We start from the raw sequence: 24412 nt of genomic DNA, 5'->3' as shown, positions 1-24412 counted from the left end.
GAGGTGCGAGGCCGGCCGCGGCCGAGCCTCGAAACCTCCGGGCCTTCTTTGTTCACGGGGAGTGAATTCCCCGGGTGAATCTGCGCGACGTGCAGTCGCGCTTTCTCAGGTGCGGCTGACAGACTCGCCTCCGTGCTCGACATCACCTACCCGCCCGTCATCGTCACCGCCAAGGTGCTCTTCAAGCTCATGCGCCAGCGCGTGGTGGTGAGCGGCTCGGAGTCCATCCCGCGCAAGGGCGGCGCGCTGCTCGCGATCAACCACACCGGCTACATCGACTTCATCTACGCCGGTGCCGGTGCGGAGCCCCGGAAGCGGCTGGTCCGGTTCATGATCAAGAAGGAGATGATGGACGCGCCGGGCGTGGGCCACCTGCTGCGCTCCTTCCACCACATCCGCGTCGACCGCGCCTCCGGCATGCAGTCGATGAAGGACGCCCTGGCCTACCTCAGGGCCGGCGAGGTCGTCGGCATCTACCCCGAGGCGACCATCTCCCGCTCCTTCGAGATCAAGGAGCTCAAGTCCGGTGCCGCGCGGATCGCCGCCGACGCCGGCGTACCGCTGATCCCGGTCATCGTCTGGGGCGCGCACCGGCTGATGACCAAGGACCACGACAAGGACTTCTCCCGCTCGGCCAAGACCATCGTCGTCAAGGTGGGCGAGCCGCTGTACCCGACCGGGGAGGACGTCGTCGCCGAGACGGAGGAACTGCGCGTGATCATGAAGCGGATGCTCGACGAGGTGATCGCCGAGTACCCCGAGGCCGAGAAGGCGCCCGGCTCCTGGTGGACGCCCGCCCGCTTCGGCGGCTCGGCTCCGACGCCGGAGAAGGCCGACGAGATGGACAAGGCCGAGCTCCGCGCCCGCGCCGCCAAGCGCGCTGCCAAGGCCGCGGAGAAGAAGGCCTGATCCCCCCCGGTCAGTGTTTCCCGTGAAACATCTGTCACAGAAGGGAGACATGTTGCCAAAGTGACATGTCGCCTTGTCGACAAATACACAACGCCCCGGCTCCCTCGTGGGAGCCGGGGCGTTCTGCGTTCGCGGGTCAGATGATCCGGTCGTTGCGGTTGCGCGGGTCGATCAGGTCGACGATGCGCTGCAGGTCGCCGGTGTTGGCGAACTCGATGCTGATCTTGCCCTTGGCCTTGCCCAGGTCGATCTTCACCCGCGTCTCGAGCCGGTCGCCCAGGCGGTCGGAGAGCTCGGTCAGACCCGGTGCCTTCGGCTTCGCGCGCGTCGTGCGCTTCGGCGTACCCGTGCCGTCGCCGACGGCGATGATCTCCTCGAGGCCACGCACCGAGATCTGCTCGGCCACCACCCGCTGGGCGAGCCGATCCTGCTGCTCCGCGTCCGGTACGCCGAGCAGGGCCCGGGCATGACCCGCGGAGAGCACGCCAGCGGCGACCCGGCGCTGCACGGCGGGGGAGAGCTTGAGCAGGCGCAGCGTGTTGCTGATCTGGGGCCGCGAGCGACCGATCCGCTGGGCCAGCTCCTCGTGGGTGCAGCCGAAGTCCTCGAGCAGCTGCTGGTAGGCGTTCGCCTCCTCCAGCGGGTTGAGGTTGCTGCGGTGCAGGTTCTCCAGGAGCGCGTCCCGGAGCATGTCGTCGTCCTCGGTCTCGCGCACGATCGCGGGGATCGTGGTGAGGCCGGCGGCCTGGGTGGCGCGCCAGCGGCGCTCGCCCATGACCAGCTCGTAGCTGTCAGTGCCCGTCCGGCGGACCACGACGGGCTGGAGGAGGCCCACTTCCTTGATGGAGTGGACCAGCTCGGCCATCGCCTCCTCGTCGAAGACGGTCCGCGGGTTCACCGCATTGGGTCGGACCTGGTCCACGGGCAGCTCGGCGAAGAAGGCCCCTTCGACCGGCGTCAGACCCGAATCCTCGATCTGAGCGCCTGTCCCGGAGCCGGTGGACCCCAGGCCCGCCGAGGTGCTGGAAGGCGCTCCTGCGCGAAGGTCCGAATTGCGGTCGTCCGGGTTGACAACCACGTCCGTCGCCGGGCCGGATCCGGGGGTCGGAGTGCCGGGCGGCGGAGCCGTCGGGATCAGCGATCCGAGGCCCCGGCCAAGGCCGCGACGGGGTGCGTTGGCGTTCATGACAGCGCCCCTCGGGTGACGATCTCGCGCGCCGCCTCCAGGTAGCTGAGCGCGCCGGGTGACCCGGGATCGTAGGTCATCACCGTCTGGCCGTACGACGGCGCCTCGGACACCCGCACGGAGCGCGGGATGGCCGTCTTGAGCACCTGGTCACCGAAGTGCTCCCGGACCTCCTGGGCGACGCCGGCCGCCAGGCGGGTGCGGGCGTCGTACATGGTGAGGACGATGGTCGAGACCGCCAGCTCGGGGTTCAGGTGCGCGCGCACCATGTCGACCGTGGCGAGCAGCTGGCCGAGACCCTCGAGGGCGTAGTACTCGGCCTGGATCGGGATCAGCATCTCCGCGCCGGCGACGAGTGCGTTGAGGGTCAGCAGGCCGAGCGACGGCGGGCAGTCGATGAAGACGTAGTCGAAGCGCTCGTCGCCGATCTCCGCCGCCGTGCCGATGCGGGGGTGGGCGTCGATCGCCTTCTTCAGCCGCTGCTCGCGGGCGACGACACTGACGAGCTCGATCTCGGCGCCAGCGAGGTCGATCGTGGCCGGGACGACCCAGAGGCCGTTGGCGTCGGGGCAGGGCTGCGCGATGTCGACGATGGCAAGGCCGTCGACCAGGAGCTCGTACGTCGACGGCGTGCCCTGGCGGTGCTCGATGTTGAGCGCTGTCGAGGCATTGCCCTGCGGGTCGAGGTCGATGACCAGGACGCGCTGGCCGAGCTGGGTCAGCGCCGCGGCGAGGTTGACCGTGGAGGTGGTCTTGCCGACACCGCCCTTCTGGTTGGCGACGACCATGACCCGGGTCTCGGACGGACGGCCGAGCTGCTCCTGAGGGATGCCCGCGCGCACCATGACGGTCGCCTGCGCGGCACGGGCCAGGGGAGTGAGGTCGTCGTCGAAACCGGCGTTCCGCTCGGCGAGCTGGGCCGCTGTCAGCACACCGGACGTGGCCGGCCTCGTCGTTTCACGTGAAACGACGGGCTCCTCCGAGGAGCCGGTTTCACGTGAAACATCCGCCGCCCGGGCGCCGAACGACTCCGCACCGGTCTGTGGATAACTAGGGCCGTCCTGTGGATGCTCACGCTCAGCACCCCCCTGTCCACCGGTGGAAAACCCGTCGGGGAACGATGAGTCGGTCACGACTTCCTCCTCTTGTTCCGACCGCGGGAAGGACGTGGATCCCGAGGACCACGCTGCGGTCGGGACGGCAACGATACGCGGGCCGGGTCGGCCCAGGTCACCCGCACGACGCGGATCGGACTCACGTCCGGAAGGGCAGCGTCGCCGCTGCCCAGGGTCTCGACGACCGGCGCCGAGCAACCGAGCCGGGCGAGCTCGGGAGCCGCCGCCTCGATCTCCTCGGGGGCAGAGCTGCCCTTCATCGCCACCAACGCACCGTGCGGCGCGACCAGCGGCATCGACCACTCGAGCAGGCGGCCCAGGGGAGCCACCGCCCTCGAGGTCACCACGTCGAAGTCAGTGGATCCGTGGAGGGCGTCAGCACGGCCCCGGACGACCACCACGTTGGTGAGGTCCAGGGTGGCGACGGCTTCCTCCAGGAAGGTCGTACGCCGCAGCAGCGGCTCGATCAGGGTGATCGTGATATCAGGCCGGGCGATGGCCAGCACCAGGCCCGGCAGGCCGGCACCGGACCCGATGTCGGCGACCCGGGCGTTCGGCGGCAGTGCGGGGGCCAGCAGCGCGCAGTTCAGCACGTGGCGCTCCCAGAGGCGGGGGGCCTCGCGAGGACCGATCAGGCCGCGGACGACCCCGTCGGTGGCGAGGAGCTCGGCGTACGCCACGGCTGCGTCGACCCGGGACTCGGGGAACAGCGTCGTGACCGCCGGCGGGGGAGAGGGGAGGCCGGGCACCGATTCATCCTCGGTCATGCTGCCCCCTCGAGCTCGTTCGGTGATGGATGGAGAAACCGACGCGACCTCGACGTTTCACGTGAAACGTCGAGGTCGCGAGGCGTGGATCGATCAGGCGTCCGCAGGGAGCACCACGACGTAGCGGCGCGGCTCGACACCCGCCGACTCCGAGCGCAGGCCGGCGGCGGCGACGGCGTCGTGGACGATCTTGCGCTCGAACGGCGACATCGGCTCGAGCGAGACCGGCTCGCCCGACGCGGCCACCTGGGCGGCCGTGTCGGCGCCCAGCTGCGAGAGGCGGGTCCGCTTGTCGGCCCGGAAGCCCGAGACGTCGAGCATCAGCCGCGAGCGCTCGCCGGTCTCGCGGTAGACCGCGAGGCGGGTCAGCTCCTGCAGGGCCTCGAGGACCTTGCCGTCCTGGCCGACGAGCTGGCTCAGGTCCGCGCCCACGATCGACACGGCGGCCCGGTCGGCCTCCACGTCGATGTCCAGGTCGCCGTCGAGGTCCGCGATGTCGAGGAGCTCCTCGAGGTAGTCGGCCGCGATGTCGCCCTCCTGCTCGAGCCGGCTCACCCGGTCGCCCTCGGCCGGGGCCTCGGTGTCGTCCGTCTCCTCGGTCTCGTCGGCGTCGTCAGCGGTCTCCTCGGACTCCACCACGTCGGTGGTCTCCTCGGTCACGACCTCGGTCTCGATCTCGGCGCTCATCGCTCTTCTCCCTCAGTGGGTTCGGTCTCCCCGTCCTCGGCCCGATCGCCCGGGCTCGACGGGTTGGTCTTGGACCCGCTCTTCGCGCGCTGCGCGCGGGTCTGCTTCTTCGGCTGCTGCCGGGCGGCGGGACGACGCTCGGTGACGGTCGTCGTACCGGCGGAGGGCTCCTCCTCGGCGGCGTGGCCGTGGCGGCGGGCCTTCTCCTTGTCGCGGTCCTGCTTCGCCTTGAAGGCGGGCGTTCCGGGCGCGGGGTTGTTCCGGATGACGTAGAACTGCTGACCCATCGTCCACAGGTTCGACGTGGTCCAGTACAGGAGGACACCGATCGGGAAGGCGACGCCACCGAGGCCGAAGGCCACCGGGAGGATGTAGAGCAGCATCTTCTGCTGCTGCGCGTACGGCCCGCTCATCGCCTCGGCCGGCATGTTCTTGGCCATCAGCTGACGCTGCGTCGTGAACGTGGTGGCCGTCATGGCGAGCACCAGGAAGGCCGCGACGATCATCACGCCGGCATGCGGGTCGTCGCCCCAGGTGCGCGAGGCCCAGAAGTTTCCGTTGATCGGCAGCGTGCCGAAGATCTTCGACTCGCCGAACTGGTGCGCCTTCTCCTTGGTCAGGAAGCCGTGCGCCTTGTCGCTCTTGGCCGCGCTCGAGAGCAGGCGGAACAGGGCGAAGAAGATCGGCATCTGCAGGAGGATCGGCAGGCAGGACGCGAACGGGTTGGTGCCCGCGTCCTTGTAGAGCTTCATCGTCTCCTCGGCCAGCTTCTGCCGGTCGTGGCCGTACTTCTTCTGCAGCTCCTTCACCTTCGGCTGCAGCAGCTGCATGTTGCGGCTGGACTTGATCTGCTTCACGAACAGCGGGATCAGGGCCGCACGGATCATCAGCGTCAGGCCGATGATCGAGAGGGCCCACGAGAGGCCGCCGTCACCGTCCAGGCCGAGGGTCGTGAACAGCTTGTGCCATCCGAGGAGCACCGCCGAGATGATGTAGTACAGCGGCACCATGATGAAGTGGCCGATGTCGCCGATGATTCCCACGAGTCAGGCTCCTAGTTGGGAGTCGGAACCGCCGGCGGACGCCGGCAGAAGATCAGGTGTGTGCGCGGCGCCGTCGGCGTCGTGCCGGTGACCGCGCCGGGGCGGCACGTGGTCGACCCCGCCGGGGGACCAGGGGTGACACCGCAGCAGCCGTCGACCGGCGAGCCAGGTGCCCTTGAACGCACCGTGCACGCGCAGCGCCTCGACGGCGTACGCCGAGCAGGACGGGTAGTAACGGCAGGTCGGGCCGAGGAGTGGGCTCAGCAACAGCTGGTAGGCACGCACCAGTCCGATCAGCAGCCACTTCATCGGGCCTCCGTCGGGTCCGCGGCGGGCGGCGCGCTCGGCACGCCCACCCGCTCCAGACAACGGTCGAGGTCCGCCACCAGTTCCTGGTAGGAGATCCCGGCCGCCGCCGGCTGGGCACGCACGACGAGCACCGAGCCGCCGGGGACCGCGCCGATCCGTTCGCGGAGCGCGTGGCGCAGGCGCCGCTTGACGCGGTTGCGCACGACGGCGCTACCGACGGCCTTGCTGACGACGAAGCCGACCTGCGGCTCGGGTCCGGACATGCCGACGACCTGTTGCTCCTGGGGGAGCAACAGGTGCGTGACGACGGTGCGGGTACCGGCTCGTTGGCCCCGGCGGCTGGCGGCCCGGAATCCTTCAGGGTCGGTCAGCCGGTGGCCGGCGGCGAGCATCGGTCAGCCCCGCGGGTTCCGCAGTGCGGACACCCCCGGACGCCTGCCCGGCCTCAGACAGCGAGGCTCGAGCGGCCCTTCCGGCGACGGTTCGACAGGATGGCGCGACCCGCACGGGTGCGCATCCGCAGACGGAAACCGTGCACCTTGTGACGACGACGGTTGTTCGGCTGGTAGGTCCGCTTGCTCACGAATCGGCCTTTCAAGTGCAATGATCGGGAAGGGTCGTACGGCTGCCTGCGGCCGACCCCCGTTCGGGAGCCGTGAGGCGCGTCGGCCGCCACCGCGCAGCCACGAGCGTCCTGCTCCCGGGAGACCCGGGCACGAAGCTCGTGGACATGCGGCACCGGTCGACTCCGGTTGACCAATGAACGGTACGCGCAGGGCGGATCGGGGGTCAAACCGGCGGCCCCCTCCGCGGGCTCCCCGTGATACAGGACGCAATTTCCACCGGTGCCCGCCAAAACCTGTGGATAGCGCCTTGATCCACAGGCTGATGCACCATTAGGTTCGACTGATCCGGGTTTCCCCGCCGGTCTCGAACCAGCTCCACCGCTTCCCGCGTCGCTCCCGTCACGATCACCGCCTTGGTGCCTCTGACCTGCGCAAACGAAGCGCGAGGGTGGGTTCCGAGCGGCCTCGGTCGGGCATCGACACGACGATGATGCAAATGTTCACAACCTGTGGACAAACTTGTGGAGCCAGACCAGGCCCAGCAACCACGCACACGACAGCGAGAGGTGTGAGGCGTGACCGGCAACCCCGATCAGCCCCCGAACGACTCCAACCCCGACAGCGCCACCAGCCGGCTCGAGCTCGAGTGGGCGGCGGTGGTCGGCGACCTCCAGGCCCATCAGCGCGCCTGGCTCCAGGCGAGCAAGCCGGTCACCCTCCACGGGTCGACGGCGATCGTCGCGGTTCCCGACGACTTCACCCGCAAGCGGCTCGAGGGACGGCTGCGCGGCCAGCTCGAGGACGCGCTGACCGAGCGCTTCGGCCACGAGGTCCAGCTCGCCGTCACCGTGGACAGCTCACTGCACCACGAGCCCGGCTTCGAGAGCACGCCCCGCTTCGACCCCGTCCGCTACGACGACGGGCCCGCCTACGAGCCGGCCGAGGTCGACGTACCGAAGGTCGATTTGTCGACAAGTCGACAGGTCGATTCGTCGACGCACGACGCCCCGCGCACCGCCGCCCCCGCCTTCGAGACCGGGTACGACGCCCCCGAGCGCCCCGCCGTGCTGCCGTCCCCCGGCGCGAGCACCCCCGGCGGTGGCGAGTCGCGACTGAACCCGAAGTACACCTTCGAGACCTTCGTCATCGGCTCCTCGAACCGCTTCCCGCACGCCGCGGCCGTCGCGGTCAGCGAGGCGCCGGGCAAGAGCTACAACCCGCTGCTCGTCTACGGGGAGTCCGGCCTCGGCAAGACCCACCTGCTGCACGCGATCGGCCACTACGTCCGGACGATCTACGCCGGCAGCAAGGTGCGCTACGTCTCGAGCGAGGAGTTCACCAACGAGTTCATCAACGCGATCCGCGACGACCGGCAGGACCGGTTCAAGCGGAAGTACCGCGAGGTGGACGTGCTGCTGATCGACGACATCCAGTTCCTGGCGGGCAAGACCCAGACGCAGGAGGAGTTCTTCCACACCTTCAACACCCTCCACAACGCCAACAAGCAGATCGTGCTGACGTCCGACCGTCCGCCCAAGCTGCTCGAGGCGCTCGAGGACCGGCTCCGCAACCGGTTCGAGTGGGGCCTGATCACCGACGTCCAGGCGCCCGACCTCGAGACCCGCATCGCGATCCTCCGCAAGAAGGCCGCGATGGACCGGCTCACCGCGCCGTCCGACGTCCTCGAGTTCATCGCGAGCAAGATCCAGACCAACATCCGCGAGCTCGAGGGTGCGCTGATCCGGGTCACCGCCTTCGCGAACCTCAACCGGCAAGACGTCGACATGACGCTGGCCGAGATCGTGCTCAAGGACCTCATCCCCGACGGCGGCGAGCCCGAGATCACCGCGCCGCTGATCATCGCCCAGACCGCGGCGTACTTCGGCCTCACGATCGAGGAGCTCACCGGTCCCAGCCGCGGCCGGCACCTGGTGATGGCCCGGCAGATCGCGATGTACCTGTGCCGCGAGCTCACCGGACTGTCGCTGCCGAAGATCGGCGCGCAGTTCGGCAACCGCGACCACACGACCGTCATGTACGCCGAGCGGAAGATCAACCAGCTGCTCGGTGAGCGACGTGCGGTCTTCAACCAGGTCAGCGAGCTCACCAACCGGGTCAAGATGCAGGCCCGCCAGGGCTGAGGAAGCTGTGGAGAACTCGGCCGGAATTGTGCGAACTACACGGGGAGGATTCCGTGCACTGCGCAGGCCGGCCCTCCACACGGCGGTGCTCGTCCCCACGACCGTGTAGTTCGTCCCGATCTGTCCACAGGCGTCATCCACTGCTCATCTGGCACCTGACCTGCACGAATGACAGTTCTCCACAGTTTCCACCGAACCTATGACCACTCCCTACTGACCTACGACTCGATCGACCGCAGCACGTCTCCTGGCCCCTGACCTGTGGACCACCGACCATCCGGCCCGGACCCGAGCCACCTCGACGGACACCGAATGACCACCTCGCCCCCGACGGGCGTCGCCGCACTCAGGTCGGGCGTGGCAGGATGCAACCCCCAACCGATCCCAGTGATGAGGTACGACGAACGTGAAGTTCCGTGTCGACCGCGACGTCCTTGCTGACGCCGTCGCCTGGGCCGCGCGCAGCCTGCCGGTCCGTCCCAGCGCCCCGGTCCTCGCCGGACTCCTGATCGAGGCCAACGACGAGGGCCTGGTCCTCTCGACGTTCGACTACGAGACCTCCGCCCGCGCGACCTTGTCCGCCGAGGTGCACGACGAGGGCAAGGCGCTGGTCAGTGGCCGCCTCCTCGCCGACATCTGCCGCAGCCTGCCCAACAAGCCCGTCGAGCTGACGCTCGACGGCGCCCGGGTCCAGCTCACCTGCGGCTCGTCGCGCTTCTCGCTGCAGACCATGCCCGTCGAGGACTACCCGTCCATCCCGGAGATGCCGGCCGCGACGGGCACCGTCCCCAGCGACGCCTTCGCCCACGCCGTGGCCCAGGCCGTGACCGCCGCCGGTCGCGACGACATGCTCCCGGTGCTCACCGGCGTGCGGATCGAGATCGAGGGCGACACCATCGCCCTGCTCGCCACCGACCGGTTCCGCCTCTCGCAGCGCGAGCTGACCTGGAACCCCGGTACGCCGGACGCCACGGTCGCCGCCCTCGTCCCGGCGAAGGTGCTCGGCGACACCGCCAAGGCGCTCACCGCGGGCCCCGAGGTGACCATCGCGCTCTCCGCGTCCGGCTCGGGCGACGGGATCATCGGCTTCGAGGGCACCGGACCGGGCGGCGTGCGCCGTACCACCACCCGGCTGCTCGACGGCGAGTTCCCGAAGGTCCGCAGCCTGTTCCCGTCGGAGAAGCTCACCATCGCCAAGATCGACCGGGCCGAGCTCATCGAGTCGGTCAAGCGCGTCTCGCTCGTCGCCGACCGCAACACCGCGGTCCAGCTGAGCTTCCGCGACGGTGCGCTGATCCTCGACGCCGGTTCGGGCGACGACGCGCAGGCATCGGAGTCGGTCGCGGCGCAGATCGAGGGCGACGACCTGGTCACCGGCTTCAACCCGAACTTCCTGCTCGACGGCCTCGGTGCCATCGACGAGTCGGTGGTCGAGCTCGCGTTCACGCAGGCCTCGAAGCCGGTCGTCATCAGCGGCACGAACGACGAGTCCGGCGAGCAGGGCGGATCGTTCCGCTACCTGCTGATGCCGCGTCGCCTGCTCAGCTGAACACCTCTCCACGACTCCCGAAGGGTGTTTCGACGCGCCGTCGCGCCCTCGCGGGCTCGGCCGCGGGCTTGCTCAACCTCCTGACCCACGCCGTGCACTCCTTCGTCGTGCCCGGCTAGGCTCAGGACATGGAGATCGGACTGGTCGGACTCGGCAAGATGGGTGGCAACATGCGCACCCGCCTGCGCAACGCGGGCCACACCGTCGTCGGCTACGACCGCAACCCGGACCTGGCCGACGTCGCGAGCCTCGCGGAGATGGTCGAGGCGCTCCCGGCGCCGAAGGTCGTGTGGGTCATGGTGCCCGCCGGAGACCCGACCCGCTCGACGATCGCCGAGCTCAAGGAGCTGCTGTCCGAGGGCGACCTGGTGGTCGACGGGGGCAACTCGAAGTACACCGACGACGCGATCAACGCCGCCTCGCTCGCCGAGAAGGGCATCGGCTTCGTCGACTGCGGCGTCTCCGGTGGGGTCTGGGGCCTGGAGAACGGCTACGCCCTGATGTACGGCGGCTCGGTCGACGACATCGCCAAGGTCCAGCCCGCCTTCGACGCGCTCAAGCCCGAGGAGGGCGGCGCCGTCCACGCCGGTCCGACCCCCGGCGCCGGCCACTTCGCCAAGATGGTCCACAACGGCATCGAGTACGCCATGATGCAGGCCTACGCCGAGGGCTGGGAGCTGCTCGAGAAGGTCGACATCGTCGAGAACGTCCCGGCGATCTTCGAGTCCTGGCGCTACGGCACGGTGATCCGCTCGTGGCTGCTCGACCTGCTCACCGAGGCGATCGAGGACGACGAGCACCTCGAGAAGCTGCGCGGCTACGCCGACGACTCGGGCGAGGGCCGCTGGACCGTGCAGGCGGCGATCGACAACGCCGTCCCGATGCACGTGATCGCCGCCTCCCTCTTCGCCCGCTTCACCTCCCGCCAGGACGACAGCCCGGCGATGAAGGCGATCGCCGCGATGCGCAACCAGTTCGGCGGCCACGCCGTCCACACCGACCCGCCCCCGGGCGGGGAGGCCAACCCGGCCTAGGAGACTCCTGGGGCGCGTGGCCCGGATCGACGCTGGGCAGGGGATGATGGTGCGGTGCACGTCGCCCACCTGAGCCTCCACGACTTCCGCTCGTACGCGGACGTGGACGTCGCCCTCGAACCGGGGGTCACCTCGTTCGTCGGCAGCAACGGCCAGGGCAAGACCAACCTCGTCGAGGCGATCGACTACCTGTCGCGGCTCTCCTCGCACCGGGTCGCGAACGACGCACCGCTGATCCGCGCCGGCACCGAGCAGGCCATCGTGCGGGCGGCGGTCGTGCGTGACGGCCGCACGGCGATCCTCGAGGTCGAGCTCAACCCGGGTCGCGCCAACCGCGCGCGGATCAACCGCTCGCCCCTGTCGCGGGCACGCGACCTCGCCGGCCTGGTCCGCACGGTGGTCTTCAGTCCCGAGGACCTCGCGCTGGTGAAGGGCGACCCCTCGCAGCGGCGGCGCTTCCTCGACGACCTGCTGGTCCTGCGCACGCCGCGCTACGCCGGCGTTATCGCCGACCACGAGCGGGTCCTCAAGCAGCGCAACACCCTCCTCAAAACGTTGTACGCCGCGCGCGGGTCCAGCCGCGAGGCCGCGCTCGCGACGCTGTCGGTGTGGGACGACCAGCTGGTGACGACGGGCACCGAGCTGCTCACGGCTCGCCAGCGCCTCACGACCGACCTGGCGCCGTACCTGGGGAAGGCGTACGAAGCGGTGGCCCGCGGCGCGAACCGTGACGACGCCCGCATCGAGTACGCCGCGACGGTGCCCGACGGCGACGACACCGCGGCCGCCTTCCGCGAGGAGCTCGCGCGCCGCCAGGCCGACGAGATCCAGCGCGGCGTCACCCTGGTCGGCCCGCACCGCGACGACCTGGTGCTCACGCTCGGGCCCGGCGACGAGAACCGACTGCCGGTGAAGGGCTACGCCAGCCACGGCGAGTCCTGGTCGTTCGCGCTCGCGCTGCGGCTCGCGTCCTACGACCTTCTCCGGGCCGACGGCGACGACCCGATCCTCATCCTCGACGACGTCTTCGCCGAGCTCGACGCGGACCGCCGCGAGCAGCTGGCCGCGCTGGTGGCCGGCGCCGAGCAGGTGCTGGTGACGGCGGCGGTCGCGGCCGACGTACCGGAGGCGTTGCGGGGTACGACCTTCCACGTCGCGGCGGGAGAGGTGACCCGTGGCTGACGAGACCCCCGCCGACGAGGCGGCTGAGGCGCCTGAGCCTCCCGAGTCGCCCGAGGAGCATCGCGCCGACGGCCTCGACCTCGCGCGCTCCCAGGCGGCCGGCGCCGGTGCCGCCGGTACGACGCCTGCCCGGCGCCGGTTCCCGCGCAGCCCGGACGGCCGTGCCACCCCGGGCCGTTTCGGTTCGCGCGGGCGCGGGGAGGCGCAGTTCAGCGGAGCCCGCCCCGACGGCCGCGACCCGCAGGGCCTCGGCAAGGAGGTCGACCGACTCGTCGGCGAGCGCGGCTGGGGACTCGACCTGCAGGTGCGCGGGGTCTTCGGTCGCTGGACCGAGATCGTCGGCGAGGAGATCGGCGCCCACTCGACCCCGGAGACGCTGAGCGAGGGCACCCTCGTCGTACGGACGGACTCGACCGCGTGGGCGACCCAGCTCAAGCTCCTCGCCGGCACGCTGGTGCAGCGCCTCAACAAGGAGCTCGGCGACGGGACGGTCACCCTCGTGGAGGTGCTCGGACCGCACGCGCCGTCGTGGAAGCACGGCCGCCGTGGTGTGCGCGACGGTCGTGGACCGCGCGACACCTACGGATGACCGCTGCGTAAAGCCTCCGTCACGGGACGCTTCGTGGGTCTCGACCTCGCTACGATGCACCGACTGTTCGATGACCGTCCCGTTCGACGTGGCATCCCCCCGTCACGGCCACGATGAGGAGCACGACATGAGCAACTTCGAGCCGCCGGCACCGCCGCCTCCCCCGGGCGGTCACGGCGCCCCGCCCCCGCCCCCCGCTGGTGGCTACGGCGGCCCGCCGCCGGGTGGTCCGGACAACTGGGACGTCGGCGCCGCGGTCAACTACGGCTGGACGAAGTTCCAGGCGAACGTGGGCCAGATGATCCTGGCCGCGCTGGCGATCTTCGCCGGCGCCGTCCTGATCTACGGCATCGCCTTCTTCGCCATCATCATCCCGGCGGGCGACTCGGACTACTCCTGCAGCTTCAATGACGCGGGCGAGTACGCCTGCAGCGGCGACAACGGCGGCCTGGGCATCCTGTCCCTGATCGTCCTGGCCCTGCTGTACGTCGTGTTCTTCATCTACGCGCAGGTCATCGGCGCGGGCCTGATCCGCGAGGGTCTCGGGGTCACCGAGGGACGTTCGTTCACCACCGCCGGCGTCTTCAAGTTCGAGAACATCGGCAACGTGATCGTCACCAGCCTGCTGGTGGGTGTCGGTACCTTCATCGGCACGATCCTGTGCGTGCTCCCGGGCATCATCTTCGGGTTCCTGACGATGTTCTCGCTGTTCTTCGTGGTCGACAAGAACCTCGCCCCGGTCGACGCGATCAAGGCGTCGATCGAGCTGGTGAGGAACAACATCGGCTCGACGATCATCTGGTACCTCGTCGCCTACGTCATCGCCCTCGTCGGCGCGGTGCTCTGCGGCGTCGGCCTGCTGGTCGCGATCCCGGTGATCCTCGTCGGCACCTGCTACACGTACAAGAAGCTGTCCGGCCAGCCGGTCGCTCCCTGATCTGCAGGACTGTCGCGTCCCTGACCCCCGAAAAGGGGTCAGGGACGCTGCTTTTCGTGCGACACCGACCCCCGTTCCACTAGCGTCGTGGCCACACGCCGGAGGGGCGCGTGGAGGGTGCAGGGGGGCAACCGGGGTGGACTGGGCACGCGTCCGCCGGCAGTTTCTCGGCGACCTGTTCGGCGACGAGGAGGGTTCGACCACGGCGGCCGTGGTCGCGTCGATCCGGCGCGTGGTGCTGCGGAGCATGGGGTTGTGGCAGCTGGTCATGGTGCCGACGGTCCTCATCGAACCGCTCTCGCCCGCCGGGCACACCACTCTCCTCGTCATCCACCTCGGGTTGCTGGCGATCTCGTTCGTGGCCGCCGCCGACCGACTCCCGTCGTGGGTGGTCGTGGTGCTGGCGTACGTCGCCTTCGTGGCCGACTGGGCGTGGGTCACCTCGCTCGACCAGCCGCTGCTGCTCGCCGCCTGCTGGCTGGCCAACTTGGCGGCGGCACTCCCGAGCTTCGCGATGCGCGGTCGCGCCGCCCTGCTGCTTCCGCTGGCCGTCGCGGTCGTGGTGCCGACCGCGATGGTGCTGACCTGGCCCGATTCCGGGAGCGTGCTGCCCACGTCGGTCGCGACGACAGGTCTTGCCATTCTCGTCGGCACCCGCATCGGTTACCTGGTCCTGCTCGACTTCGCTCGCCGTGCCGACGAGGAGCGGGCGCTGGCTGAGACGCAGGAGCACGCGGTCGAGGTACGTCAGGCGGCGAGCCGTCGCGCCGCCGAGGACGCCCGGGTCCTGCACGACACCGTCATCAACACCCTCGGCGCACTCGCCAACGGTGGCGCGGGTGTCGCCGACCTGAAGAGCGTGCGGGCCCGGTGCGCACGCGACGTCGCCACCGTCGAGGCGCTCACCGGCGACGCCCGGCTGCCGATGGACGGCAACGGGATACGCAGCGGCCTGCACGTCGACGGCATCCGCGTCGCGCACCGCGGGGTGCCTGACGAGGAGCTCGCCCGCCGCGAGGCCCTCCTGCCGCCCGAGGTGCTCCAGGCACTCGCCCGCGCGACCACCGAGCTGGTGCGCAATGCCGCGAAGCACTCCGGCGCCGACGAGGTCGTCGTCGATGTGGCCGTCCGCGACGGGGGCCTCGTCGTCACCGTCAGTGACGACGGTGTCGGGTTCGACGGCCACGTCCCGACCGGCCGGGGACTCGCGGAGTCGGTGCTCGGCCGGTTCAGGGGCACCGATGTCGAGGTGAGCCTGGTGACGGCCCCCGGCGAGGGCACCCGGGCGACCCTTGTCTGGACCGGTCGCGCCGTGCCGGACGGACCGGGCGTCGTGCCAGATCGGGAGGACGCGCTGCAGGCGGTCGTCGACGGGCTCCAGCGCCGTGCGAGCGGCCTGTTCGCCGTCGGGGTGGTGGTGATCGGCGTCTGGTTGGCGGTCACCAACCATCGTGGGCGCCCCACCGAGGAGTACCCGATGGTCGCCATCGTCGCTCTCGTCTGCGCGATCGCGTGGCAGACCAACGGGCCCGGCCGGGTGCGTGCGGTGCTGCTCCCTGTCGTGCTCGCCGTGGGCGCGTCGCTCGCCTTCGTGCTGTCCGCCGCGGCCGTCGACTTCGGCCGGCACGACATCGTCCTGTGGCAGGCCATCTGCCCGACGGGGCCGCTCCTGGTCCTGCTCGGCGACCGGCGGTGGCGCAAGAGCGCCGGCTGGACCGGTGCGTCGGTGCTCGCCACGGTGCTTGCCGTGGCCGCGGTGACGGCACGGTCGGACACGAGTGCCGCCGCCTCCGTGCTGGTGGCCGGTACCGCCTGCCTCGGCCTTGCGATCGGCTGGGCCGGCTTCCAGCGCCTGGTCACGACAGTCGGCCGGCAGGTGGTGACCGACCAGGAGGCGGCCGCGCGGCTGCGCACCGAGGCCGACGCCCGCGATGCCGCGAGCCGGGCTCGGCGCCGGTGGGCCGCGGCCGGGTTGGGCGAGTCGGTCGCGATCCTGGACCGGGTCGCGCGGGCCGAGGCCGATCCCAGGGACGAGCAGCTGCAACGCGCGTGCGCGGAGGAGGAGACCTACCTGCGCCAGCTCACCCAGCTCAACCCCGACCTGGTGCGGATGGGTGAGTGGTTCGCTCGCGGACTCGCCGACGCACGCACGGCGCAGACCCGGCTGGCGGTGCGCTCGGGCGGGGTCGACGTCGACGCCGCGGTGGCGCCGGCGCTGGGTGAGCTGTTGCTCACGGCGGTGGCCGCCGTTCCCGCGGGGGAGCAGCTGACCAGCACGCTCTTCCCCGGCCCGGACGCGCTCCGGTTCACGCTCGTCGGCCCGGGGCCGCGGCTGTCGTCGGCCCTGCAGGGCTGGCACCTGCCCGACGGCGTCGAGCTGTCGGTGCGCAACCTGGGTCCGCAGGACCTGGTCGAAGTGGTGGTTCCGTCGTCCGAAGGAGATCGATCGTGAGCAGTCCTGCCGAGCGGGGAGCCCGCCGCTACGAGTGGCGCGTGGCGATCGTCGAGGACCACATGATGCAGCGCAAGCGCACGGAGGAGCTCATCACGGCGCAGGCCGGGCTGCAGGTGGTGTGGAGCGGTGACACCCTGCCCGACTTCCTCGGCTGGGTCGGTACGGCGCCCGACCAGCTGCGCCCGCACCTGCTGGTCCTCGACCTGATGGTCGAGCGCGGGCCGAGCGTGAACCCGGACGTGGTCCGGGCGTTGACCAGGTCCGGCATCAAGGTCCTCGTGCTGTCCGCGATGGCCTCGCCCGAGCTGGTCCGCAAGATCCTCCGCGCCGGCATCGGCGGCATCGCGGGCAAGCGCGACTCCGAGGAGGACATCGTCGCGGCGATGTGGACCGTGATCGGGCGCGGGCAGTGGCTCACGCCTGAGCTCGCCAGCGTGATCGCCGGTGACAGCGACCGGCCGCAGCTGAGCGACCAGGAGGAGCGGGCGCTGGTGCTCTACGCGTCCGGGCTCACCCTCGACGCGGTCGCCGAGGCGCTCGGCGTCAAGAAGGACACCGCGAAGAAGTACCTGAGCCGGGTGAAGGCCAAGTACGCCGCGGCCGGGCGCCCCGCGAGCACCAAGCTCGACCTGAACGCGGTCGCACAGCAGGACGGCTACCTCGATCCGCCGAGCCGCTGAGTCCCCCGGCGGAGGTCAGGCCCGACGATCCTGACCCCCGCTCGGAGGTCATTTCCTCAGGGGCCCTCGCTGGCGGCGATCGGGACCGTTCGCGGTCACTACGTTCGACCGCGTCATGGTGGGGCGAGGTCGGCGAGCAACGGACGCACCTGACGGTGCGCGCTCCCGCGCGTTCCGGTGGCGAGTCGCCCTCGTCGAGGACCACCTGCTCCAACGCCGGCGCGCCGAGGACCTGGTCGGTGCCCAGTCCGGACTCGACGTCGTCTGGAGCGGGGAGACGCTGCCGGACCTCCTCAGCTGGCTCGAGACCGTCGGCGACGGCAGGCGGCCCCACCTCGTTCTGCTCGACCTCATGGTCGACCGTGGCCCCAGCGTCGACCCCGAGCAGGTACGACGCCTGGTCCGGTCGGGCATCCGGGTCCTGGTCCTGTCCGCGATGTCCTCACCGGACCTGGTGCGCAAGGTGATGCGTGCGGGAGTCGCCGGTGTGGTCGGCAAGCGCGACCCCGAGGAGGACGTGGTCGCCGCGATCTGGACCGTCCTCGGCCACGGTCACTGGACGTCGCCGGAGCTCGCGCGGATCCTCGCGGCGGGGAGCGACCGGCCCCAGCTGAGCGACCAGGAGGAGCGGGCGCTGGTGCTCTACGCGTCGGGCTCCACGATGGAGGCGGTGGCGGAGGCGCTGGGGGTGAAGAAGGACACGGCGAAGAAGTACCTGAGCCGGGTGAAGGCGAAGTACGCCGCTGCCGGGCGGCCGGCCCGGACCAAGCTGGACCTGAACCACCTCGCCCTGCAGGACGGTTACCTCGACCCGCCGTCGCGCCCCTGACCCCTCCCGGAGGTCAATCGTTCGGGCCCGTTCGATCCATCGGATCCGACAGTGACCCCCACCCGGGGGTCATTTCGTGGCCGTGTCCACCAAACCCCTGAGTCCTGCCTGAGAACGGCCCTACGGTCGCGCAGGGAAGACCCGTCCGTCGATCACGGACGTGGCACGTGCGATGAGTGGGAGAAGGATTCGAATGTTGGGTGGTAGGCGTACAGGCGCCTTCCTCGCGCTGACGACGGGAGCAGCCGGGCTGGCACTGGTGGGCACACCAGTACCGGTCGCACAGGCGGCCCCGGGCGACGGCACGGTGAAGGTGCGCGTGGTCCAGGACTACAACGGCGACGGGGGCTGGGACGACGCATTCATCGAGCCCGGCCTGGTGGGCGTCGATGTCGACGTCACCAACGAGGCCGGCGTGACGCAGACGCTGCAGACGGGCGCCGACGGTCTGCTGACCTTCGAAGGCCCTCCGGGCAGCTACCGGTTCGTGGCCCACAACCCCGACCCGGCGACCCTCGAGCCGGCACCGGCCCACGAGAGTGACGCCTCGGCGGACACCCCGGCCGCGAAGTGGCTCTCGCCGAACGAGGAGTTCGTCACCGTGGCGGCCAACCAGACCGTCGAGATGACGACGGCCTTCTGGGACTCGAGCGACTACTGCCAGTCGAACCCGCTGATCGTCACGGCCTGCCAGCCGCCGATGTTCAACGGAGCCGGCGGCCTCGCCGACAACGCCAACGGGGACACCCTCGTGACCGCGCCGTTCCGGGGCGAGGGCGTCGACACCGGCAAGGCCGTGCTGTCGAACAAGGCCGCGACGGGTGCGCTCTACGGCATCGGCTACCGCAAGCAGGACAAGCGGGTCTTCGCCGGCGCCTTCGCCAAGCGCGGCAGCGCCTACGGCCCCGGCGGCTCCGGCGCGATCTACGTGACGAACGCCAGCGGTGGCGGCGCCACGCTGTGGGGCACCGTGCCGAACACCGGCACCCGGGCCCACACCAACGACACCCTGCCGGGCGGTCGCCTGGACTGGAACTTCGCGCCCGCCGTCGGCAAGGAGTCGCTCGGCGACCTCGACGTCAGCGAGGACGGCGACGACCTGCAGGTGATCAACCTGTTCGACCGCAAGCTCTACGTGTACGACGCCTCCGACGCCACCGCCGGTGCGCCGACCCACGTCGTCGACCTCTCCGCCAACCCCGGTTGCGCGGCGGCGTCCGACTGGCGTCCGGCTGCCCTCGGCGAGCGCAAGGGCGTCCTCTACGTCGGTGGCGTCTGCTCGGCCGAGTCGAGCCAGAACCCCGCCGACATGAAGGCGATCGTCCTGACCTACGACGCGGACACCTACGCGCCTGTGGAGAAGGTCATGGACCAGACCCTGACCACCCGGCGTGAGCTCAACGGCGGCTCGGGCTGCGTCGGACGGGACAACACGACGTACCGGCCGTGGAGCGACGTGGGCATCGCGTGCGCCAACAAGTCCGGCCAGATCCCGGACCCGCAGGCGTGGATGACCGACATCGTCGTCGAGAACAACGGCGACCTCATCGTCGGCTTCCGCGACCGCACGGGTGACCAGATGCTCGGCGTGAACTCGACCTACTTCGCCGACACCACCGGCACCGGCGGCTCGACCGTCGGCGTGGTCAACTACAACGTCAGTGGTGACACGAACAAGGCCTGCCCGACGCCCGGTTCGGACGGCATGTTCGTGCTCGACCTCAACGGTGCCTGCGGCGTCGCCGCGGTGCCCGCGGGTCAGTTCGCCGGCGAGTTCTTCAACGGCGACGGCACCATCCACGCCGAGGCCAGCTTCGGCGGCATCGCGTTCAGCCGCGGCGAGCGCGGTATCGCCAGCAACGTCATGGACCCGTTCGGCATCTTCACCCAGGGCTACGCGACGATGTCGCGCGGCACCGGGCAGTCGCTGGACACGGTCGGCGACGGCGCGACCGGCGACCCCGACGAGGTCCCGCACAACGCGGGCAACGCCGGCAACCGGCTCACCGGCTCCGACGGCTTCGGCAAGGGCCAGGGCATGGCCGACATGGAGGTCATCTGCGACTTCGCGCCGATCCAGATCGGCAACCGGGTGTGGAACGACGCCGACGCCGACGGCATCCAGGACGCGGGTGAGGACGGCATCGCCGGCGTCACCGTGAACCTGTACGCCGCTGACGGCACCACGCTGGTCGCGACCACCGTGACCAACAGCCGTGGCGAGTACTACTTCGACTCGGTGGACGACGACGTCGACTTCAACACCGACTACGTGGTGCGACTCGACAAGCCCGAGGACCACACCGGCAGCGGCCCGCTCGCCGCGGTCGGCCTCACCGGCGCGGACGAGGGCACCGGCGACGACCAGGACCGCCTCGACTCCGACGGCACCAAGGTCGCCGGCTACCCGCAGGCGGAGATCACCACGGGCAACCGGGGCGAGAACGACCACACCATCGACTTCGGCTTCAAGCCCGCGTCGGTGTCGGTCGGCAACCTCGTCTGGATCGACAGCGACGGCGACGGCATCAAGGAGGCGGGCGAGCCTGGCCTGCAGGGCGTCGTCGTGAAGCTGACGGACCAGAACGGCGACCCGGTGACCGACGTCAGCGGCAACCCGGTCGGTCCGGTGACCACGGACGCGAACGGCCACTTCCTGTTCGACGGCCTCCCCGTGCTCGCCGCAGGCGAGTACTACACGGTCACGATCGACCAGACCGCGCCGTCGACCATCGACGCGCTCGCGCCGTACAACCCCACCGCTGCGGGCCAGGGCGGCGACCCCGCCCTCGACTCGTCGCTGTGGACGGCGAACTCGGCCGAGCTCACCACGGCCGGTGCGAAGGACCTCACCCTCGACTTCGGGTTCGCCCCGAAGCCGGTCTCGGTGGGCGACTTCGTGTGGGTCGACCTCGACGGCGACGGCGTCCAGGACGCCGGCGAGCCCGGCATCCCCGGTGTCACCGTGAAGCTGCTCGACAACGACGGCGTGGAGATCGGTACGACGACCACGGACGCCAACGGCTTCTACAGCTTCACCGACCTGCCGGTGAACGAGGACGGCGAGCACTACGCGGTCACGATCGACAACGACCAGCCGGCACTGGCGGCGTACAAGCCGACCCAGACCGGTCAGGGCACCGGCGCCGACGACTCGTCGAACGGCCGGGCGGACGCACGTTCGCTCACGGACCCGCAGGACCGCGACATGACGCTCGACTTCGGCTTCGTGCCGGCCGAGGTCTCGGTGGGCGACTACGTGTGGCTCGACAAGGACCGCGACGGTGTCCAGGACGGCAATGAGGACGGCATCGAGGGCGTCGTGCTCACGGTCGTCGGCCCCGATGGCGACCCGGTCACCGACATCCACGGCAACGTGGTCGGCCCGGTCACCACGGACGCGAACGGTCACTACCTGTTCGACGAGCTGCCGGTCCTGCCGGCCGGTCAGCACTACACGGTGAAGATCGACCGCGACGCACCGGCGACGGTGGCCGCACTCGGCGACCTGCTGCCGACGCAGACCGGACAGGGCACCTCGGCGACGGACTCCTCGACGTGGCAGGCCACGTCCGGTGACCTCACCGAGGACGGCGACGAGGACGTGTCGCTCGACTTCGGCTTCGTCGAGCCCTCGGTCTCCGTGGGTGACCTCGTCTGGGTCGACAAGGACAAGGACGGCACGCAGGACGCGGGCGAGCCCGGCATCCAGGGTGTCGTGCTCCGGATCGTCGGCCCCGACGGCAACCCGGTCACGGACGTCTTCGGCAACCCCGTCGGTCCGCGGACCACGGACGCCGACGGCGGCTACTCGTTCGACGACCTGCCGGCACTGCCCTCGGGCCAGCACTACACGGTGAAGATCGACCGCAATGCCACGTCCACCAAGGATGCGCTCGCCCAGTACGTCCCGACCGTCACCGGTCAGGGCAACGCAGCGAACGACTCCTCGACGTGGCAGGCCGAGTCGGGCGACCTCGACGAGGACGGCGACGTCGACGCGACGCTGGACTTCGGCTTCGCCTACGCCCCGCCGGCCCTGGTCACGCAGGCCGCGAAGACCGTGCAGCTCGCGGTCACCGCGTCCGGTACGCCGGTCGCCCGCCCGCTCACCGACAAGGTGACGGTCACGGGCCTCGACGCGCCCGCCCAGGCCACGGCGTACCTCTACGGTCCGACCGCGACCCGCTCGTCCGCGATGTGCACCCCGGCCCGCCTGGTCGGCAAGGTGAGCTTCACGGTCGGCAACGGCACGACGACCTCGCCCGGCATCAAGGTGGGCCGCCCCGGTGTCTACACCTGGGTCGTCAAGGTCGAGGACGTCACCGGCGGCGTGGTCAGCCACGGCTGTGGTCTCGCCAACGAGACGACCACGGTGCAGCGCGCGGCGTACGGTCCGATCGCCATCGAGACCGGCGTCAGGCCGCCGTTCTGGGCACGCCTGGCTGCTCCGACCACGCAGCTGCGCATCGCGAAGGTCGGCATCAAGGCGGGCGTCCGTACCGTCGGGGTCAACCGGAAGCGCCAGATGGTGATCCCGGACGGCTCCGGCACGGTCGGCTGGCTGAACCGCTCCGCCGCGGTCGGTGACCTGATCGGTACGTCGATCATCGCCGGCCACGTCTCCGACCACCACGACACTCCGATGGCCTTCTGGAAGCTCCGGAACGCCAAGGTGGGTCAGGTCGTGACGATCACCAAGAACGGCAAGCGGTTCGAGTACCGGATCACCGCCCGGGCGAAGTACGCCCGGAGCAAGGGGATCCCGGCGAGCGTGTTCCGCACCAACGGGGCGCACCGCCTGGTCCTGGTGACCTGTGCCGACAAGGTGACCTACCGCAACGGCCGGTTCCACTACCGCAACAACCTGGTGGTGACCGCCGTCCCGGTGAAGTGACCTAGCTGGGGACAAGCAGTGGGCCGGCCCGACAGGGCCGGCCCACTGTGCTTTTCCCGGCTCTCCTGACGCTTCGGTGGGTCCTGCTCGGGATCCTGTCGCGGGGGCTCCTGGGGCGGCCGCGCGGTAGCTGACCGACCCCCGGCCCTGTCGGTAGGCTGGGCGGCGCGGTCGCCGGCGCGAGCCCACTCCGGCACGACGGCCGGTCGGGCGTCAGGCGCGCTCGGCCAACCGGACCGCCGCGTGCCGCACGATCGCGGCCTCCTCGGCGTCGCGGGCGGCCTCGTGGGGGACCTGCCCGCCGAGCAGACCGGCCGGCTGGGTCAGCCAGGCCCACACCTGCCACGGATCCATCTGCGCCGCGAGCAGTGGCTCGAGGACGGGGCCGAGTTCCTCGCGCAGCTCGCCGGCCTCGTCGAGCTGGAACGCCGGGACGAGCGTGCCGCCGTCGTGGGCGACCACCAGCAGCGCCCGCCGCTCGGCCGCCTTGTGCACGGCGAAGCGGGTCGCGTTCTCGGACGCACCGCGCAGCGCGGCGAGGCTGGCGTAGGTGTGCGCCGGGCTCGCCAGCAGCGCCGCGCGGACCTGCGCCCGACGACGCAGCTGCACCAGCGCCAGCGGTACGGCGTGGGCGGGGTCCTCGCCGTCCTGGCGCAGCAGGCGGTCGAGGTCGGCGACCTGGTCGGCGGTCAGCGGCGTCCGTGTGCCCGGGTCCCGCCACCGGACCACGCCGCTGCAGTCGCGGTCGAAGGTCGGCAGACCGGCTCCGGCGAGCTGGTCGGCGAGACCGAGCTCCTCGAGCCAGAGAGCCAGGCGGGCGCCGTCGTCGTGCATGGGACCAAGTGTCCCTGAGGACGACGTACGACCCACATCCGGTTACGGTGGTCGCCATGACTCGGGAACATCGACAGCTGGGCGACCGCACGCGGGCCTTTCCGGTCCGGCAGCTCGTTGCCTACCGCCGGCTCATCGTGAACGGTGAGCGCACCGACCCGGAACGGGTCGTCGCCGACTACATCCGGGCGCACCCGGAGGTCGACCTGGAGGAGCGGGCCACCTTCGCGGAGTGGCACGCCGGGGTCCTTCCCGGCGACACCTCGCAGCGACTGCGGGGCCTGCCCATCCGCTGATCCCGCACGGGGCTCAGAAGGCCTGCGGGCCGATCCGCTCGACCGCGACGAAGACCGCGAGCGCCAGCAGCACGACGTTGAAGCCGGCGCTCGCGGCCTCGTTGCGGCGCGCGTGGGTCACGACGGCGCCGGCCATCAGCACGGCCAGGCCGATCGCCGCGGCGGGCACCAGCCAGGTCGCGACCTCGAGCGCGCCGGGGAGCACCAGGCCCAGGCCGCCGAGCACCTCGGCCGCCCCGATCAGCTTGATCATCCCGGCGGGCAGGTCCTGCGACCAGCCCATGCGCGGGTCGGTGCCGAGCTGCTCCCGGGACTTCGCCAGCTTCGTCGTCCCGGCCATCAGGAAGAGCGCCGCCAGCAGGCCGGTGACGATCCAGACGACGACGTTCATGCGCGCTCCTCGAGGA

The 24412-nt window shown here is 70.7% G+C and carries 22 protein-coding genes; 12 read left to right on the top strand and 10 right to left on the bottom strand.

All coding sequences use genetic code 11. The features are described 5' to 3' along the window. Positions 1-132: 132 nt before the first annotated feature. Complete coding sequence (locus ASE20_RS23725; RefSeq protein ID WP_056897058.1) at positions 133-909, top strand: lysophospholipid acyltransferase family protein; 777 nt, start codon at positions 133-135, stop codon at positions 907-909. Between the two features lie 136 nt (positions 910-1045). Here ASE20_RS23725 and ASE20_RS23720 read toward each other — a convergent pair whose 3' ends face one another. The 8 genes from ASE20_RS23720 to rpmH form a co-directional block, all read right to left on the bottom strand. Beyond that, on the bottom strand, positions 1046-1831 hold the full coding sequence (locus ASE20_RS23720; protein ID WP_318655576.1) for a ParB/RepB/Spo0J family partition protein: 786 nt from the start codon (positions 1829-1831) through the stop codon (positions 1046-1048). A gap of 260 nt (positions 1832-2091) precedes the next feature. Further along, the gene (locus ASE20_RS23715) at positions 2092-3027 is read right to left on the bottom strand and encodes a ParA family protein (RefSeq protein WP_056897056.1); all 936 of its coding nucleotides are present in this window, start codon (positions 3025-3027) and stop codon (positions 2092-2094) included. A gap of 197 nt (positions 3028-3224) precedes the next feature. After that, the gene (rsmG, locus tag ASE20_RS23710) at positions 3225-3977 is read right to left on the bottom strand and encodes a 16S rRNA (guanine(527)-N(7))-methyltransferase RsmG (RefSeq protein ID WP_056897055.1); all 753 of its coding nucleotides are present in this window, start codon (positions 3975-3977) and stop codon (positions 3225-3227) included. A 93-nt stretch (positions 3978-4070) separates the two neighbouring features. Then, positions 4071-4664, bottom strand: a complete 594-nt coding sequence (locus ASE20_RS23705) for a protein jag (protein WP_082612853.1) — start codon at positions 4662-4664, stop codon at positions 4071-4073. Further along, on the bottom strand, positions 4661-5674 hold the full coding sequence (yidC, locus tag ASE20_RS23700) for a membrane protein insertase YidC (RefSeq protein WP_412778598.1): 1014 nt from the start codon (positions 5672-5674) through the stop codon (positions 4661-4663). The genes ASE20_RS23705 and yidC overlap by 4 nt, the downstream gene beginning before the upstream one ends. 36 nt (positions 5675-5710) lie before the next feature. Next, a complete protein-coding gene (yidD, locus tag ASE20_RS23695; protein WP_056897053.1) occupies positions 5711-6016 on the bottom strand; it encodes a membrane protein insertion efficiency factor YidD in 306 nt (101 codons plus the stop codon). After that, positions 6013-6408 (bottom strand): ribonuclease P protein component, encoded by a 396-nt coding sequence (gene rnpA, locus ASE20_RS23690; RefSeq protein ID WP_056897052.1) that lies wholly within the window; start codon positions 6406-6408, stop codon positions 6013-6015. The genes yidD and rnpA overlap by 4 nt, the downstream gene beginning before the upstream one ends. Positions 6409-6461: 53 nt before the next feature. After that, positions 6462-6599 carry a 50S ribosomal protein L34 gene (gene rpmH, locus ASE20_RS23685; RefSeq protein ID WP_056897051.1) on the bottom strand — a complete coding sequence of 46 codons (138 nt, stop codon included), beginning with the start codon at positions 6597-6599 and terminating at the stop codon, positions 6462-6464. Between the two features lie 558 nt (positions 6600-7157). Between rpmH and dnaA the strand changes: the two genes are divergently transcribed. The 10 genes from dnaA (at position 7158) to ASE20_RS23635 (ending at position 22875) form a co-directional block, all read left to right on the top strand. After that, positions 7158-8723 (top strand): chromosomal replication initiator protein DnaA, encoded by a 1566-nt coding sequence (gene dnaA / locus ASE20_RS23680; protein ID WP_082612851.1) that lies wholly within the window; start codon positions 7158-7160, stop codon positions 8721-8723. 406 nt (positions 8724-9129) lie between these two features. After that, a complete protein-coding gene (gene dnaN, locus ASE20_RS23675) occupies positions 9130-10272 on the top strand; it encodes a DNA polymerase III subunit beta (RefSeq protein ID WP_056897050.1) in 1143 nt (380 codons plus the stop codon). A 128-nt stretch (positions 10273-10400) separates the two neighbouring features. Continuing rightward, on the top strand, positions 10401-11306 hold the full coding sequence (gnd, locus tag ASE20_RS23670) for a phosphogluconate dehydrogenase (NAD(+)-dependent, decarboxylating) (RefSeq protein WP_056897049.1): 906 nt from the start codon (positions 10401-10403) through the stop codon (positions 11304-11306). Positions 11307-11360: 54 nt separating this feature from the next. Further along, positions 11361-12488, top strand: a complete 1128-nt coding sequence (gene recF / locus ASE20_RS23665; RefSeq protein ID WP_056897048.1) for a DNA replication/repair protein RecF — start codon at positions 11361-11363, stop codon at positions 12486-12488. Then, positions 12481-13077, top strand: coding sequence for a DUF721 domain-containing protein (locus ASE20_RS23660; protein WP_056897047.1), 597 nt, complete (start codon positions 12481-12483; stop codon positions 13075-13077). The genes recF and ASE20_RS23660 overlap by 8 nt, the downstream gene beginning before the upstream one ends. A gap of 127 nt (positions 13078-13204) precedes the next feature. After that, positions 13205-14014 (top strand): hypothetical protein, encoded by an 810-nt coding sequence (locus tag ASE20_RS23655; RefSeq protein WP_157538554.1) that lies wholly within the window; start codon positions 13205-13207, stop codon positions 14012-14014. A gap of 136 nt (positions 14015-14150) precedes the next feature. After that, a complete protein-coding gene (locus ASE20_RS23650) occupies positions 14151-16466 on the top strand; it encodes an ATP-binding protein (RefSeq protein ID WP_056897045.1) in 2316 nt (771 codons plus the stop codon). Beyond that, the gene (locus ASE20_RS23645) at positions 16463-17149 is read left to right on the top strand and encodes a sigma factor-like helix-turn-helix DNA-binding protein (protein WP_056897044.1); all 687 of its coding nucleotides are present in this window, start codon (positions 16463-16465) and stop codon (positions 17147-17149) included. Before ASE20_RS23650 ends, ASE20_RS23645 begins: the two co-directional genes overlap by 4 nt. 115 nt (positions 17150-17264) lie before the next feature. Further along, positions 17265-17978 (top strand): response regulator transcription factor, encoded by a 714-nt coding sequence (locus tag ASE20_RS23640; protein WP_056897043.1) that lies wholly within the window; start codon positions 17265-17267, stop codon positions 17976-17978. A gap of 193 nt (positions 17979-18171) precedes the next feature. After that, positions 18172-22875 (top strand): SdrD B-like domain-containing protein, encoded by a 4704-nt coding sequence (locus tag ASE20_RS23635; RefSeq protein ID WP_157538555.1) that lies wholly within the window; start codon positions 18172-18174, stop codon positions 22873-22875. Between the two features lie 213 nt (positions 22876-23088). Here the strand turns inward: ASE20_RS23635 and ASE20_RS23630 are convergent, their stop codons facing one another. Further along, entirely contained in the window at positions 23089-23709 is a 621-nt protein-coding gene (locus tag ASE20_RS23630) for a hypothetical protein (RefSeq protein WP_056897041.1), read from the bottom strand. Positions 23710-23765: 56 nt separating this feature from the next. Between ASE20_RS23630 and ASE20_RS23625 the strand changes: the two genes are divergently transcribed. Further along, a complete protein-coding gene (locus tag ASE20_RS23625) occupies positions 23766-24005 on the top strand; it encodes a hypothetical protein (protein WP_157538556.1) in 240 nt (79 codons plus the stop codon). Between the two features lie 13 nt (positions 24006-24018). Here the strand turns inward: ASE20_RS23625 and ASE20_RS23620 are convergent, their stop codons facing one another. Then, complete coding sequence (locus ASE20_RS23620) at positions 24019-24396, bottom strand: DoxX family protein (protein ID WP_056897039.1); 378 nt, start codon at positions 24394-24396, stop codon at positions 24019-24021. Positions 24397-24412 lie beyond the last annotated feature (16 nt).

Origin of the sequence: Nocardioides sp. Root240 (genome assembly GCF_001428825.1) — a bacterium.
Classification (GTDB): Bacteria; Actinomycetota; Actinomycetes; order Propionibacteriales; family Nocardioidaceae; genus Nocardioides.
The sequence above is the reverse complement of the archived record's forward strand: the minus strand, read 5'-3'. Positions and strand labels throughout refer to the sequence as shown.

Excerpts from the sequence above, each read along its gene's own strand:
- rsmG (WP_056897055.1), bottom strand. The coding sequence starts at position 3,977 with ATGACCGAGGATGAATCGGTGCCCGGCCTCCCCTCTCCCCCGCCGGCG.
- ASE20_RS23705 (WP_082612853.1), bottom strand. The coding sequence starts at position 4,664 with ATGAGCGCCGAGATCGAGACCGAGGTCGTGACCGAGGAGACCACCGAC.
- yidC (WP_412778598.1), bottom strand. The coding sequence starts at position 5,674 with ATGGTGCCGCTGTACTACATCATCTCGGCGGTGCTCCTCGGATGGCAC.
- yidD (WP_056897053.1), bottom strand. The coding sequence starts at position 6,016 with ATGAAGTGGCTGCTGATCGGACTGGTGCGTGCCTACCAGCTGTTGCTG.
- rnpA (WP_056897052.1), bottom strand. The coding sequence starts at position 6,408 with ATGCTCGCCGCCGGCCACCGGCTGACCGACCCTGAAGGATTCCGGGCC.
- gnd (WP_056897049.1), top strand. The coding sequence starts at position 10,401 with ATGGAGATCGGACTGGTCGGACTCGGCAAGATGGGTGGCAACATGCGC.
- ASE20_RS23655 (WP_157538554.1), top strand. The coding sequence starts at position 13,205 with ATGAGCAACTTCGAGCCGCCGGCACCGCCGCCTCCCCCGGGCGGTCAC.
- ASE20_RS23640 (WP_056897043.1), top strand. The coding sequence starts at position 17,265 with ATGGTGGGGCGAGGTCGGCGAGCAACGGACGCACCTGACGGTGCGCGC.
- ASE20_RS23635 (WP_157538555.1), top strand. The coding sequence starts at position 18,172 with ATGTTGGGTGGTAGGCGTACAGGCGCCTTCCTCGCGCTGACGACGGGA.
- ASE20_RS23630 (WP_056897041.1), bottom strand. The coding sequence starts at position 23,709 with ATGCACGACGACGGCGCCCGCCTGGCTCTCTGGCTCGAGGAGCTCGGT.
- ASE20_RS23625 (WP_157538556.1), top strand. The coding sequence starts at position 23,766 with ATGACTCGGGAACATCGACAGCTGGGCGACCGCACGCGGGCCTTTCCG.
- ASE20_RS23620 (WP_056897039.1), bottom strand. The coding sequence starts at position 24,396 with ATGAACGTCGTCGTCTGGATCGTCACCGGCCTGCTGGCGGCGCTCTTC.